We start from the raw sequence: 14,515 nt of genomic DNA, 5'->3' as shown, positions 1-14,515 counted from the left end.
CCGGCTTCGCGCCCCTGGCGGGGCGCACCCCGAGCCCGGAGGGAATGCCCTCCGGGCTTTCTGTGTTTGGGGTGGCAGAAAGTTCAACGGTCAACTAAACTCGGACCACAAGGAGGTACCGACATGCCCGCAGTGACCGTCGAGAACCCGCTGACCCTTCCCCGTGTGGTCGCGCCCGCCGACGCGGTGGCCCGCCCCGTGCTCGGTGTCACGACCGCGCCCAGCGGCTTCGAGGGCGAGGGCTTCCCGGTCCGTCGCGCCTTCGCCGGGATCCACTACCGCCACCTCGACCCGTTCATCATGATGGACCAGATGGGCGAGGTGGAGTACGCGCCCGGTGAGCCCAAGGGCACCCCCTGGCACCCCCACCGCGGCTTCGAGACCGTGACCTACATCATCGACGGCGTCTTCGACCACCAGGACTCGCACGGCGGTGGCGGCACCATCACCAACGGCGACACCCAGTGGATGACCGCCGGCTCCGGCCTGCTGCACATCGAGGCCCCGCCGGAGTCCCTCGTCGTCTCCGGCGGCCTGTTCCACGGCATCCAGCTGTGGGTCAACCTGCCCGCCAAGGACAAGATGATGGCCCCCCGCTACCAGGACATCCGCGGCGGCCAGGTCCAGCTGCTGACCACCCCCGACGGCGGCGCGCTGATCCGTGTCATCGCCGGTGAGCTGGACGGCCACCAGGGCCCCGGCATCACGCACACCCCGATCACCCTGATCCACGCCACCGTGGCGCCCGGCGCCGAGGTCACCCTGCCGTGGCGGGAGGACTTCAACGGCCTCGCCTACGTCCTGGCCGGCCGCGGCAGCGTGGGCGCGGAGCGGCGGCCGATCCGCCTCGGCCAGACCGCCGTGTTCGGTGCGGGCTCCTCGATCACCGTCCGCGCGGACGAGAAGCAGGACTCCCACACCCCGGACCTGGAGGTCGTCCTGCTCGGCGGGCAGCCGATCCGTGAGCCGATGGCGCACTACGGGCCGTTCGTGATGAACACCCGCGAGGAGCTCCAGCAGGCGTTCGAGGACTTCCAGAAGGGGCGCCTCGGGACCGTTCCGGCGGTCCACGGGATGACGGACAGCGGGCCGCAGGGTTCCTGAAAGATCATTTCCTGACGCCGCGTCACCCGGGCGGGCCGTCCGTACAGGACAGCCCGCCCTCGGCGTGATCGGCTGGAGGAGTGCAGCTCCTCCCCGAACCCGTCCGCCGGCTCGCCGCCTGGTGCGCCGTCGTGCTGCTGGTCTCCGGGGTCGTCTGGATCGTGGCCCGGCTGTGCGGCCAGTTCCGAACGGCCGTCGTACCCGTGCTCCTCGCCCTGCTCGGGACCGCGCTGCTCGGGCCGCTGCACCGCTGGCTCATGCGGGTCGGCGTGCACCGGTCGCTCGCGGCCGGGATCACCTGTGTCGCCGTGGTGGCGGTGGTCGGCGGGGCGGTGTACATCGTCGTCACCGCGCTCGTCGACACCGGAGACCAGATCCTCGCCTCGCTCAAACGGGCCGCGAAGTCGCTCGGGCGGTACTTCGGGGCGGCCGGCACCTCGCTCGACGACCTGGCCTCCCACGCCAGGGATCTGCTGGGCAAGTTCGCGGGGACCGCCGCCTCCAACGTCATCAGCGGCGTCAGCGTCGTCGCCGAGTCCCTCGCGATGGCCGCCCTCGCCCTGCTGCTCGTCTTCTTCTTCCTGCGCGACTCCGACCGGGCCGTCGGACTGCTGCGCTCGCTCGCCCCGCACGGCACCGCCGACGCCCTCGAGGCCACGGCACGGCGCGCCTTCCAGGCCGTCGAGGGGTTCATGCGCGGGACCACAGTCATCGCGTTGATCGACGCCACCCTGATCACCGTGGGGCTGCTGGTCCTCGGTGTCCCGGGGGCGATCGGGCTCGGCGCGCTCGTGTTCATCGGCGCGTACATCCCCTACCTCGGCGCCTTCATCTCCGGTGCGGTCGCGGTGCTGGTCGCGCTAGCCGACCGCGGGCTCGTCATCGCGCTGTGGGCGCTCGGCGTCGTCATCGCCGTGCAGGTCCTTGACGGGCACGTGCTCCAGCCGGTGGTCCAGAGCCGGACCGTGCGGATGCACCCGGCGGCGGTGCTGCTGGCGCTCACCGCGGGGGCGTCGGTGGCCGGGATCCTGGGGATGCTGCTGGCCGTACCGGTGACGGCGGCGGCATCCGGCGTGGCGCACGAGCTGCGCGTGCGGTACGGGCACGGCCCTGAGGCTTCACAGGACCCGTAGGGCCGCCGGGCAGACCCGCTGCGGCGCCCACGACCCCGTGCTGCCTCGCAGGCGCCCAGTGCCGTGACTCCTACGCCTCCCCGTCCTCCTTCACCGGCTCCTCCTCCAGCTCGAACCAGATGCTCTTGCCCTCGCCCCGCGGATCGACGCCCCAGGCGTCCGCGAGGAGCTCCATCAGGACCAGGCCGCGGCCCGAGGAGGCCAGCTCGCCGGGGTGGCGCCTGTGCGGGAGGTCGTCGCCGGCGTCCGTGACCTCCACCCGTACCCGGCGCCCGGCCCGGCCGCCCGGGCCGTCGACGTCGCCGGAGACCTCGGCGACCAGCAGCGCGTCCGCATCGGTGTGCACCAGGACGTTGGTGAGCATCTCGGAGGCCAGGAGCACCGCCGAGTCGACCTGCTCGGTGGAGGACCAGTCGTGCAGCAGTTCGCGCAGCTGCTGCCGGGCGCCCGCGATCCGCTCGGGCTCGGCCTGGGCGATCGTCAGCGCCGTACGCCGTATCACCGGCAGTACCGGAGCGACCGCGCCGCCGCAGACGCCCGCCTCGCTCGCACGGCACAGCAGCACCACGGCGATGTCGTCCTCGCGCCGGTCGGTCAGCGGCCCGGTCGCGTAGTGCGAGGAGGGGCCGTGCACGGCTTGGACCAGCGCGTCGGCCAGCTCCTCCATGTCACCTTCGTGCTCCTCGAGGATGCGCCGGATACGCCGCCAGCCGGTCTCCAGGTCGTGCCCGCCGGTCTCGATCAGGCCGTCCGTGCAGAGCAGCATGGTCTCGCCGGGCTCCAGGAGGAGCCGGGTGGTCGGGTAGTCCGCGTCCGGATCGATGCCGAGCGGCAGTCCGCCCGAGGTCGGCCGCATCAGCACCGTGCGGTCCGCCATGCGGATCGCGGGGTCCGGGTGGCCGGCGCGGGCGATCTCCAGCGTCCCGGTCGCCGGGTCCACCTCCACATAGAGGCAGGTCGCGAAGCGCAGGTCGGCGCCGTCCTCGCCGTAGGTCATCCCGTGCAGGAAGCGGGAGGCGCGGGAGAGGACCGCGTCCGGGCGGTGGCCCTCGGCGGCATACGCGCGCAGGGCTATCCGCAGCTGGCCCATGAGGCCCGCGGCGCGCACGTCGTGGCCCTGGACGTCGCCGATGGTCAGCGCGAACCGGCCTCCCGGCAGCTGGATCATGTCGTACCAGTCGCCGCCCACCTGGAGCCCGCCGCCGGTCGGCACGTAGCGGGCGGCCACCGTCATGCCGGGTATCTGCGGGCCCAGCGTGGGCATCATCGACCGCTGCAGCCCGTCCGTCAGTTCCCGCTCCGTCTCGGCGGCGCCCGCCCGGGTGAGGGCCTGGGCGAGCATGCGGGCGACCGTGGTGAGCACCGAACGCTCGTCGGGCGTGAAGGCGACCGGGTGCTTGAACGCCGCCATCCAGGCGCCCATCGTGCGTCCCGCGACGGTGAGCGGCAGGAAGGCCCAGGACTGGCGGCCGAACTGCGCGGCGAGCGGCCAGGAGGCCGGATAGCGGGCCTTGTACTCCTCGGGCGAGGACATGTACACGGCGCGGCCGGTGCGGACGACCTCGGCGGCCGGGTAGTCCGTGTCCACCGACATCTGGATGAAGGGCGCCTCGTCGCCCGGCTTGTGCCCGTGGTGGCCGATGACGGTCAGCCGGTCGGCCTCGACCCCGAAGACGGCCAGCCCGTCCGGCGAGAACCCGGGCATCGACAGCCCGGCCGCGACCCGCAGCACCTCCTCCGTGGACCGCGCCTCGGCCAGCGCGCGCCCCGCGTCCAGCAGGAACGCCTCGCGGGAGCGGCGCCAGTCGCCGATGACGGGTGCCCGGGCGGCGGCGCCCGGGACGGGCTCGGTGACCTCCTGGAGGGTGCCGACCAGCTTGTACTCGCCGGTGCGCGCGTCCAGCGACGGCTTGGAGCGGCTGCGGACGACACGGACGACACGGTTGTTCTCGTCCATGATCCGCATCCGGACCTCGGCGATGGTGCCCTCGGCGAGGGCGAGCTGGACCACCCCGTCGACCTCGTTCCAGTCGACCGGGTGGAACCGGGAGCGGATCTGGGCCTCGGTGAGCGTGGTCGGCTCCGCGGGCAGCCCCACGAGCCGCGCGGCTTCGGCATCCAGGGTGACGAGCCCGGCGGAGGCGTCGTAGCGCCACATGCCGGTCGCGAGGTCGGACAGGACCTCCCCCACGGCGGGCAGGGGCTCACCAGTGCGCATTGCCCCACTGTAAGAAGAGGGGATCGGGAGGTGCCACTGAAAGTGAGCAACGGCAGATCTTGAGCGGGTTCGCGGTGATTCCGGCGCACCGGAAGAATCGGGGCGAGGCGATGTCGGGGCGGCCGGTACGCTTGATGGGTCCGGGCCGTGCCCGCCCGGAGGCGCCGGGGCGAGCGGCCGCGGCGAGACCCCGATCCTGCGAAGACTGGATGAACGACGATGCACCGGTACAGGTCCCACACCTGCGGCGAGCTCCGCGCCTCTGACGTCGGCAAGGACGTCCGGCTGAGCGGCTGGCTGCACAATCGGCGCGACCTGGGCGGCATCCTGTTCATCGATCTGCGCGACCACTACGGCATCACGCAGCTCGTCGCCCGTCCGGGCACGGCGTCGTACGAGGCCCTGGACAAGCTCTCCAAGGAGACGGTCGTCCGCGTCGACGGCAGGGTCGTCTCCCGTGGTGCGGAGAACGTGAACCCGGACCTGCCGACCGGTGAGATCGAGATCGAGGTCGGCGAGGTCGAGGTGCTGGGCGCGGCCGCCCCGCTCCCCTTCACGATCAACACCGAGGACGGGGTCAACGAGGAGCGGCGCCTGGAGTACCGCTTCCTGGACCTGCGCCGCGAGCGCATGCACCGCAACATCATGCTGCGTACGGCCGTGATCTCGGCGATCCGCCACAAGATGGCGGCGATGGGCTTCAACGAGATGGCGACCCCGATCCTGACGGCGACCTCCCCCGAGGGCGCCCGCGACTTCGTGGTCCCCTCCCGCCTGAACCCGGGCAAGTTCTACGCGCTGCCGCAGGCGCCGCAGCAGTTCAAGCAGCTGCTGATGATCTCCGGCTTCGACCGCTACTTCCAGATCGCGCCCTGCTTCCGTGACGAGGACGCGCGCGCGGACCGTTCGCCGGGCGAGTTCTACCAGCTCGACGTGGAGATGTCCTTCGTGGAGCAGGAGGACGTGTTCCAGCCGATCGAGAAGCTGATGACGGAGATCTTCGAGGAGTTCGGAGGCGGCCGGCACGTCACCTCCCCGTTCCCGCGGATCCCGTTCCGTGAGGCGATGCTGAAGTACGGCTCCGACAAGCCGGACCTGCGCGCCCAGCTGGAGCTGGTCGACATCACCGACATCTTCGAGGGCTCGGAGTTCAAGGCGTTCGCGGGCAAGCACGTGCGCGCGCTGCCGGTGCCGGACACGGCCTCGCAGCCCCGCAAGTTCTTCGACCAGCTCGGCGAGTACGCGGTGGAGCAGGGCGCCAAGGGCCTGGCGTGGGTGCGGGTCGGCGAGGACGGCTCGCTGTCCGGCCCGATCGCGAAGTTCCTGACCGAGGAGAACGTGGCGGAGCTGACGAAGCGGCTGTCGCTGTCGGCCGGTCACGCGGTGTTCTTCGGCGCGGGCGAGTTCGACGAGGTCTCCAAGATCATGGGCGCGGTCCGGGTGGAGGCGGCCAAGCGGGCCGGCCACTTCGAGGACGGCGTCTTCCGCTTCTGCTGGATCGTCGACTTCCCGATGTTCGAGAAGGACGAGGACACCGGAAAGATCGACTTCTCGCACAACCCGTTCTCGATGCCGCAGGGCGGCATGGAGGCGCTCGAGACGCAGGACCCGCTGGACATCCTGGCCTGGCAGTACGACATCGTCTGCAACGGTGTGGAGCTGTCCTCGGGCGCGATCCGGAACCACGAGCCGGACATCATGCTCAAGGCCTTCGGTATCGCGGGCTACGACGAGGAGACGGTCGAGCGCGAGTTCGCCGGCATGCTCCGCGCGTTCCGCTTCGGCGCCCCGCCGCACGGCGGCATCGCCCCGGGCATCGACCGCATCGTGATGCTCCTGGCGGATGAGCCGAACATCCGCGAGACGATCGCCTTCCCGCTCAACGGCAACGCGCAGGACCTGATGATGGGCGCGCCGACGGAGCTGGACGAGGCGCGGCTGAGGGAACTGCACATCTCGGTGCGCAAGCCGCAGGCGAAGTAGCGAGGCGCGAGAGCGGCCCGGAACCGACGGTCGGTTCCGGGCCGCTTTCGCGTGGGAGAGGCCCGGCCGGTTCGTCACCCGGCTCCGGGCCTCTGCTGCGAGGGGCGTGTCGCATGACCTCGGTGCGGTGTACGGACCTCCGCCGGCCAGAAGATCGCCAAGCTGCTCAGCGGCGACGGCACGGGTTCGGTCGCGGGCGGCGGCAACCTGGTCAACGGGACGGCGACCGACCTCGTCGCCGCGTACAACGCCGCCTCGTCGAAGAAGATCAAGACGACCGTGAACTGGAAGCCGACGCTCACCGCGGGTCTCCAGACGTCCGCGAAGAACCTGCCGACGGAACTGGCCGGCACCACCGGCGCCGGGGTCCTCTCCTAGGAGTACTAGGAGTACGCAGACGAACAGGGGCCCGGGAGCCTTTCGGCTTCCGGGCCCCTTTCGGTGTGCGGGCGCCGCTACTCCGTCTCGCCGCCGAAGCGCTCCCTGTACGCGGCCAGGTCCTCGTCGGTCAGCTTCGCGAACAGCACCGGCGGGACCGTGAAGGGCGTGCCCGGGGTGACCGCGGTGAGGGACCTGGCCTCGTCCTGCGTGACCCAGGTCGCCGTGTCGTCCTTCAGGTCGAAGGCGGCGCGCATGGCCGCCGAGGACGTCGGGATGAACGGCTCCGAGACCACCGCGTACAGGTGGATCAGGTTCATCGCGGTGCGCAGGGTGAGGGCCGCGCCCTCCTTGTTGGTCTTGATCTCCAGCCAGGGGGCCTTCTCCTCGAGGTACGAGTTGCCGGCCGACCACAGGGCGCGCAGCGCCGCCGCCGCCTTGCGGAACTGGATGGCCTCCATGTGCTCCTCGTACTCCGCGAGCAGACGGGCGATCTCCTCGCCGAGCCGCGCCTCGGCCTCACCCGGCGCGCCGCCCTCGGGGACGGAGTCTCCGAAGCGCTTGCGGGAGAAGGAGAGCACGCGGTTGACGAAGTTGCCCAGCGTGTCGGCGAGGTCCTTGTTCACCGTGGCCGTGAAGTGCTCCCAGGTGAAGGAGGAGTCGTCCGACTCGGGCGCGTTCGCCATCATGAAGTAGCGCCAGTAGTCGGCGGGCAGGATCTCCAGCGCGTCGTGCGTGAACACGCCGCGCTTCTGCGAGGTGGAGAACTTGCCGCCGTAGTAGTTGAGCCAGTTGAAGGCCTTGATCACGTCGACCTTCTTCCACGGCGCGCGGGTGCCCAGCAGGGTCGCCGGGAACATCACGCTGTGGAAGGGCACGTTGTCCTTGCCCATGAACTGGGTGTAGTGGACGTCCGCGTCCGACTCCCACCACCAGGAGCGCCAGTCGCGGTTCTCCGGGTCCTGGTCCGCCCACTCCTTGGTCGCTCCGATGTACTCGATCGGGGCGTCGAACCAGACGTAGAAGACCTTGCCCTCCGCGGCCAGGTCCGGCCAGGTGTCGGCCGGGACCGGGACGCCCCAGTCCAGGTCACGGGTGATCGCACGATCGTGCAGGCCCTCGGTGAGCCACTTGCGGGCGATGGAGGAGGCGAGGACCGGCCAGTTGTCGGCACGCTCGTCCACCCAGGCCTCGACCTCGCCGGCCAGGGCCGACTGGAGGAGGAAGAGGTGCTTGGTCTCGCGGACCTCCAGGTCGCTGCTGCCGCTGATCGCCGAGCGCGGGTCGATCAGGTCGGTGGGGTCCAGCACACGGGTGCAGTTCTCGCACTGGTCGCCGCGGGCCTTGTCGTAGCCGCAGTGCGGACAGGTGCCGATGATGTACCGGTCCGGCAGGAAGCGGCCGTCGGCGTTCGAGTACACCTGGCGGATGGCCCGCTCCTCGATGAAGCCGTTCGCCTTCAGCTCGCGGGCGATCTCCTGGGTGATCTCGCGGTTCTGCGGGGAGGAGCTGCGGCCGAAGTAGTCGAACGCCAGGTTGAAGCCGTCGTAGACCGCCTTCTGCGCGTCGTGCGCCTGCGCGCAGAACTCGTCCACCGGGAGACCCTGCTCCTTGGCGGCCAGCTCGGCCGGGGTGCCGTGCTCGTCCGTCGCGCAGATGAAGAGGACCTCGTGGCCGCGCTGGCGGAGGTAACGGGAGTACACGTCCGCCGGGAGCATGGACCCCACCATGTTGCCCAGGTGCTTGATCCCGTTGATGTACGGAAGGGCGCTGGTGATGAGGTGTCGAGCCATCGCGGGCTGCTCCCAGGTCGGTACGTGGGGTGACGACGGCCGGTTCTCGGGCCGGCTGCGCATCGTCTACGAACCTTGAAATCGTAGCCGACACGGGTACGCCGCCCGCTTCGCGTTGTGGGGCGTGAGAAGCGGGCGGCGTCCGAGGGGGCGTCCGGGGAGGTCTACGGGCGCCAGTTCGCCAGTACGCCTTCGTAGACCTCGGCGTCCGTGAGCTCGCGCGGGGTTTCACCGGCCAGGAAGTGGGACGTGTTGTCCGTCTTGAGCTTGCGGAGGTAGTCGAAGGCCTTGTTCTCCGGGTCGCCGAAGGCGATGAAGGAGAAGAAGAGCTGGGGGTGGCTCTTCGCGGCCTCGGTGAGGGACTGGGTGGCGGGGGTCTTCGCGTCCGGGGCGCCGTCCGTCTGGAAGATCACCAGGGCGGGGAGGGCCGGGTTCTCGGACTTGTCGTGGTGGGCGATCACCGCTTCCACGGCCGCGTGGTAGCTGGTGCGGCCCATACGGCCGAGGGACGCGTGGAGGGTGTCGATCTTGTCCTCGTAGTCGGCGAGGGTGAGCTCGCCGGTGCCGTCCAGTTCGGTGGAGAAGAAGACGACGGGGACCGTGGCCTCCGGGTCGAGGTGGGCGGCGAGGGCGAGGGCCTGCTCGCCGAGCGCCTGGGCGGAGCCGTCCTTGTAGTACGGGCGCATGGAGGCGGAGCGGTCGAGCACGAGGTAGACCTTGGCCCGGGTGCCGGTGAGGTGGCGGTCGTCGAGGACGGTGGCCGCGGCCTTGTAGGCGGTGAGGAGGCCGGGAGCGATGGCCTCCGGCTCGGGCTGGGGGGCGGGGGGCTCCGCCTCGGCGGTGGGCTCTGCCTCGGCCTGCGCTTCCGCCTCGGCGGTGGGCTCCGCCTCGGCTTCGCCTTCGGCGGGGGTGTTCCCACCCGCACCACCCGTGCGGGTCGTGTCTTCGGGTGCGGCTGCTTCCTGTGGGTTGGCTTCTTCGCCGTCGGCGGCTTCCTGGGCGTCTGTGGGAGCGGTGGCGGGCTGCTCGGCGGCGGCCGGTTCCGGTGCCTCTGCCTCCGGCTCGGCCTCGGGCTTCGTGCCGGCCTGCGGCTCGGGTTCCGCCTCGGCGTCCTGCCCGGTCTCGGGCGCCGTCTCGGCAACAGGTTCCTGCGCAGGCTCCGGCTCGACCACAGCCGCCGCCTCGGCTTCGGGCTTCACCTCGGCCTCTGCCTCGGCCTCTGCCTCGGTCTCGGTCTCGGTCTCGGTCTCGGTCTCGGTCTCGGTCTCGGCCTCGGCCTCCGGCCTCGTCTCGGCCTCTGCCGTCACCTCGGTGGTGGGCTCCGGCTCGGCCTCGGTCTGCGTCTTCGCCTCCGGCTCGGCCTCTGCCTCCGGCCTCGTGTCGGCCTCTGTCGTCACATCGGCGGCGGGCCCGGGCTCGGTCTCGACCTCGGCCTCTGCCGTCACCTCGGTGGTGGGCTCCGGCTCGGCCTCGGTCTGCGTCTTCGCCTCCGGCTCGGCCTCAGGGTTCGCGTCGGACTGCGGCTCGGGCTCTGCCTCGGTCGTGGGCTGCTCCGTCGCCGTCGGCTCCGGCGTCTCCGTGGCCGGCGGGTCCTCCCTGTGGGTGGGCTGCCTCGGTACCGTCACGTTGTCGAACGCCGCCGCCACCAGCTCGTGCTCCTCGTCCGTACGGCCCGAGGACTGCGCCGGTACCGTCGGCTCCGCGGTCGTCGGCGTCGGCTCCGGTTCCGTGGACTGCGCCGGTACCGTCGGTTCCGGTTCCGTCGGTCGTGCCGTCACCGTCTGCTCCGCGGCCGTCGACTGGGCCGGGACCGTCGGCTCCTGTGACCCCCGCGCGGGCTCCTCCTCGGCGGAGCGACCCTTACGTGAGCGGCCGAACGCGTTCCGCAGGAGAGTGAGAATGCCCATGTGCGCAACCCTTCGCGTGAGTTGATGCCCGTCAATCCCTGGCCAGGACGGACACGTAAGGTTAGCGGTCGAAGGCGGCGATCCCGGGTACCGTCCGAACATCGGAACCGCCGCCTGTCAATACCGCGATTCCGCCGTTACACATCCTCGGGGGCGAGACGGCTCGGCTCGCGCGGCACGCCACGCCGAGTGCCGGCCAACCCCCGTACGGTTCCATCCGGTTCACCGATCGTCCACCGCTCGGCATTGCTCCCGCACACCCGATCCCCCTGACTTCACGTCCACGTCAAGGATTCGTACAGGAAGAGTAAAGTGCGTGGGCGGTCGTGGTCTCAGTGCGGGGACGCGATCGCCCGTGCCGCCGCCACCTCCTGCCGCAGCGGCTCCAGAATGCTCTCCGCCGGGCCCGTGAGGTCGGTGCGGACCGGGACCAGTACCTCCGTCTCCCGCAGGCCCTCCGACAACTCCCGCAGTTGCAGGGTGATCTGGGCGATCTCGGCGGGCGACGGCGGCGGTGCCCCCTGTTTCACCCGTACCCGGGCCGCCGTCGTCGTGTCCACGATCCGTTCCACCGCGACGACGAGAGGCCACCAGGCGGCGGCCCGGCGGCCGGTCGGCGGCGGTTCGGTCAGGGCCCGCTGGAACTCCGTACGGATGGTGGACAGATCCCGGTACAGGCGCCGCCGCATCCGGGCGCGGGAGGCGGGGTCCGCGGTCTCCCCGAACGCCTTCTCGACATACACCGCCGTGTCGGCGACCGCGGTCGCGAGCCGGTCGCCGACACGTGTCTGCCAGCTCTCCGGCCACAGCAGATAGCCGGCCACGAGGGCGATCGCGCAGCCGATGAGGGAGTCGAGCAGGCGGGGGACCAGGAGGGCCGTGCCCAGGTGGTTCAGGATGTCGGACAGGAGCAGGATCACCGGGGTGATCGCGGCCGTCTGGTAGCCGTAGCCGCGGGGGGTCAGCGCGGGGATGAGTGGGGCGAGGACCACGAGCGTCGGCACGTCCCACCAGCCGCGCGGCACCGCGGCGAGCACAACGGCCGCCACCAGCAGGCCCGCCACCGTGCCGAGCGCGCGGAGCAGGGCCCGGGAGAAGACCGAGCCGAAGTCGGGCTTCAGCACGAAGGTGATGGTCAGGGCGATCCAGTAGGACCGCGCGACGGGGACCAGAAACACCAGGGCCTGGGCGATGCCGATGCACAGGGCGAGGCGCAGGCCGTAGCGCCAGGAGGTGCCGGACAGCAGGACGTTGCGGGCCGTTCGGTAGACGCGGACGCGCAGGGAGGCGATGGGGGTCCCCCCTGCTCGAGCGGAGTCGAGAGCTTGGGGGAGGCCGAGGCGGTCGACGATCGTGCGGGGGTCGAAGTTGTGTGCCGTGACGACCTCGGCGGCGTGGCGCAGCGCGTGGTCGAGGGCGCGGTCCGGCTCCCCGGCCGGGACCGGCAGGCCGAGGTCGAGGGGGTCGCGGCGGCCGGTGGCGATGGCGTCCGCGAGGAGCCGTACGGCGGCGGGAACCTGCTCGGGCAGCGGCCTGCCGAAGTGGTGGGCGGCCGGGGCGGCCTCCACGACCGGGGTGATCGCGTTCAACTCGGCGATCAGTCGGACCAGTTCGGGGCTGCGGCCGTGCTGGCGGGCGCGCCGGGCGAGGATGAGGTCGTAGGACTGGTTGAGGGACTGGGTGACGGCGTACCGGGCGGCGTCGTACGTCTTCGTCCCGCAGGCGCCGAGCAGGTCGGCGACCGCGCGGTAGGTGCCCGCGACGGCGGCCCGTTCGGGTACGCCCGAGCGCAACGGCCAGGAGAGCAGGGCGAGGGCCAGAACGAGCAGGCCGCCGCCGGAGAGCAGCAGCGGGGGGAGCCACCAGGGCTGCGGCAGCGGAAGTCCTGCGCCGATGACGCAGTTGAGGAGCAGCAGCAGTCCGGACACGGAGGCGACCGCGCCGATCGAGGAGATCAGTCCGGACAGCAGTGCCACGGAGGTCATGGCGGCGACGGCGAGCCAGCCCTGCCCGAACACCAGGGAGCCGACGGTGACGCCGACGGCGCCGAAGAGTTGGGGGATCGCGATGTTGAGGATGCGCATGCGGTACGCGTCGGCGGTGTCGCCGATGACGCCGGACAGGGCGCCCATGGAGGCGATGGCGCCGTAGGCGGGTTCCCCGAAGGCCAGCCCGATCGCGAGGGGCAGGGACATCGCGATGGCGGCGCGGACGGCGGCGGGCCGGTTGACGGGGGCCTGCTGGGGTTGGAGGTTCCTGATCAGCCAGTCGGGAGGGGTGAGGCCGATGGGGAACTCGCGGGACATGCCCTCATTATCGCTAATGCGTACGGGTGCCCCTTTGGGCTGTTCGGCGCTCTGTGTGCGGGCCGGACTCGTGGAGAGTGAGGTCGACGACCAGGGCGCGGTGATCGGTGTCGGCGATGTGCAGGAAGCGGGCCGAGTCCACGGAGAAGTCCGGGGAGACCAGCACATGGTCGATCTGCGCGCCGAACGGCGGGGCGGTGCGGGCGGGCCACGAGGGCGTACGGGCGTGGTCGGCGAGGCGGGCGCTGTCGCGCAGGCCGGTGCTCAGGATGCGGCGGAAGGCGGCGTGGTCCTCGGTGGCGTTGAAGTCGCCGGCGAGGACGGTCGGGCCCCCGTGACCGGCCGCCGCGTAGACGCGGAGCTCCCCGAGTTCACGGCGCCACAGCGCGAGCCGGCCGGGCAGCGGGGGCATGGGGTGGGCGAGTTGGAGGCGCACCGGGTGGCCGTCGACGACGGCGAGGGCGCCGGGCATGCCCATGGTGCCCGGCACACCGGGTGCGGGCCCGAGCGGGAACCGGCTGAGGACGACCGAGCCGTCCGAGCCGCTGCCGTCGACGGCCCTGCGGTAGGGGTAGGTGCCGTGCAGGCCGCCGAAGGCGCGCTCCAGGAGGGCGGAACAGCGGTACTCGCACTCCTCGACGAACACGATGTCCGGACGGGTGCGGCGGATCGCGGGAACGAGGGAGGGGGCGCCGCGACCGAACTCGACGTTCGAGGTCAGCACGCGGAGGCCGGCGAGCGGAGTGCCGGTGGGTTCCGCCTCGCCGCCGTACGGCTTGGTGAACCACGCGAGCGCGATGAGCGTCAGGGCGCCCCACAGCACTCCGGTGCGCCAGCGGGCGAGCAGGGTGAGGAGGAGGGCGAGGGCGGCGGGGACGAGCAGCCAGGGCAGGAAGGCGAGCAACTGGGGCACGGGGGTGACGCCGTCGGTGCCGGCGGCCCGGCACACGACGACCACGCTCACTCCGGCCAGCACGACCCCACCGCACCAGGCCCCGGCGACCTGCCCCCGGGACCGCCGCCGCACCTCGGCCTGCGGGTCCCCCGCCACGATCGTCGTCTCCACGCGCCGCCGCCTTCCCCCGGTGGACCGGATGCCCGAATCCTCCCTCAAGACGGGGAGTTGCGGGGGATTTTGCCGACGTGGAGAGGGAAGAGGCGGTGCGGAAGAGGTGCTACCGGAGAGCCGCGGGTCCACGGGAGAGCCACGGGTCCACGGGAGAGTGCGGGGCCACCGGGGAGCTACGGAACCCGTTCCGTGCGCGGTACCGTCACCAGGGACCAGATCACGAAGCCGCCGATCGCGATGGCGATGATCGACCAGATCGGGGCGTACGGCAGGAACATGAAGTACAGGATCATGTAGAGGGCCGCCAGGCCCACACCCACCCAGCGGGCCCACTCCAGGCCCTGCAGGACGCCCCACCCCGTGATCGCCACGAGAGCGCCGACGATCAGGTGGATCCAGCCCCACGTGGCGAGGCTGAACTGGTACACGTAGTCGCCGACGCGGACGTAGACGTTGTTCGTGGCGATGCCGGCGATGCCGTTCAGCACGCCGACGATGCCGCCGACCATCATCAGGACCCCGGCGAACGCCATGCCGCCGGTGGCCCACGCCGTCTGTCTGGCGTGCGGGGTGGATGCGGTGTGCTGGGCCATGGGGATGCCTCCTAGGGACGGGGCCTTCCCC

9 protein-coding genes and 1 pseudogene are annotated in these 14,515 nt (G+C 71.5%); 4 read left to right on the top strand and 6 right to left on the bottom strand.

The annotated features are described in order from the left end of the window. Positions 1 to 123 precede the first annotated feature (123 nt). Positions 124 to 1,104 carry a pirin family protein gene (locus tag SY2F82_RS25925; protein WP_200421569.1) on the top strand — a complete coding sequence of 327 codons (981 nt, stop codon included), beginning with the start codon at positions 124 to 126 and terminating at the stop codon, positions 1,102 to 1,104. An 80-nt stretch (positions 1,105 to 1,184) separates the two neighbouring features. Then, a complete protein-coding gene (locus SY2F82_RS25920; protein WP_200421568.1) occupies positions 1,185 to 2,237 on the top strand; it encodes an AI-2E family transporter in 1,053 nt (350 codons plus the stop codon). Between the two features lie 70 nt (positions 2,238 to 2,307). On the opposite strand, the gene SY2F82_RS25915 is transcribed toward SY2F82_RS25920, so the two are convergent. Beyond that, positions 2,308 to 4,455, bottom strand: a complete 2,148-nt coding sequence (locus SY2F82_RS25915; RefSeq protein ID WP_200421567.1) for a SpoIIE family protein phosphatase — start codon at positions 4,453 to 4,455, stop codon at positions 2,308 to 2,310. Positions 4,456 to 4,674: 219 nt separating this feature from the next. Here SY2F82_RS25915 and aspS point away from each other — a divergent pair, with 219 nt between their 5' ends. Together aspS and SY2F82_RS25905 are read left to right on the top strand one after the other, a co-directional pair. Beyond that, a complete protein-coding gene (gene aspS, locus SY2F82_RS25910; protein ID WP_200421566.1) occupies positions 4,675 to 6,438 on the top strand; it encodes an aspartate--tRNA ligase in 1,764 nt (587 codons plus the stop codon). A 141-nt stretch (positions 6,439 to 6,579) separates the two neighbouring features. Continuing rightward, a pseudogene (locus SY2F82_RS25905) lies at positions 6,580 to 6,816 on the top strand (pectate lyase); the annotation flags it as partial. A 77-nt stretch (positions 6,817 to 6,893) separates the two neighbouring features. Here the strand turns inward: SY2F82_RS25905 and metG are convergent. The 5 genes from metG to SY2F82_RS25880 all read right to left on the bottom strand — a co-directional run bounded on the left by metG (position 6,894) and on the right by SY2F82_RS25880 (position 14,484). Beyond that, positions 6,894 to 8,609, bottom strand: a complete 1,716-nt coding sequence (metG, locus tag SY2F82_RS25900) for a methionine--tRNA ligase (protein ID WP_200421565.1) — start codon at positions 8,607 to 8,609, stop codon at positions 6,894 to 6,896. 164 nt (positions 8,610 to 8,773) lie between these two features. Then, complete coding sequence (locus tag SY2F82_RS25895) at positions 8,774 to 10,516, bottom strand: VWA domain-containing protein (RefSeq protein ID WP_200421564.1); 1,743 nt, start codon at positions 10,514 to 10,516, stop codon at positions 8,774 to 8,776. 332 nt (positions 10,517 to 10,848) lie between these two features. Further along, positions 10,849 to 12,822 carry an FUSC family protein gene (locus SY2F82_RS25890; RefSeq protein WP_200421563.1) on the bottom strand — a complete coding sequence of 658 codons (1,974 nt, stop codon included), beginning with the start codon at positions 12,820 to 12,822 and terminating at the stop codon, positions 10,849 to 10,851. A 13-nt stretch (positions 12,823 to 12,835) separates the two neighbouring features. Further along, positions 12,836 to 13,888: an endonuclease/exonuclease/phosphatase family protein gene (locus tag SY2F82_RS25885; protein WP_200421562.1), complete on the bottom strand. Its 1,053-nt coding sequence runs from the start codon at positions 13,886 to 13,888 to the stop codon at positions 12,836 to 12,838. A 176-nt stretch (positions 13,889 to 14,064) separates the two neighbouring features. Beyond that, the gene (locus SY2F82_RS25880) at positions 14,065 to 14,484 is read right to left on the bottom strand and encodes a hypothetical protein (RefSeq protein ID WP_200421561.1); all 420 of its coding nucleotides are present in this window, start codon (positions 14,482 to 14,484) and stop codon (positions 14,065 to 14,067) included. Positions 14,485 to 14,515 lie beyond the last annotated feature (31 nt).

It is taken from the genome of Streptomyces sp. Y2F8-2 (assembly GCF_014905555.1).
Classification (GTDB): domain Bacteria; phylum Actinomycetota; class Actinomycetes; order Streptomycetales; family Streptomycetaceae; genus Streptomyces; species Streptomyces cynarae.
The sequence above is the reverse complement of the archived record's forward strand: the minus strand, read 5'-3'. Positions and strand labels throughout refer to the sequence as shown.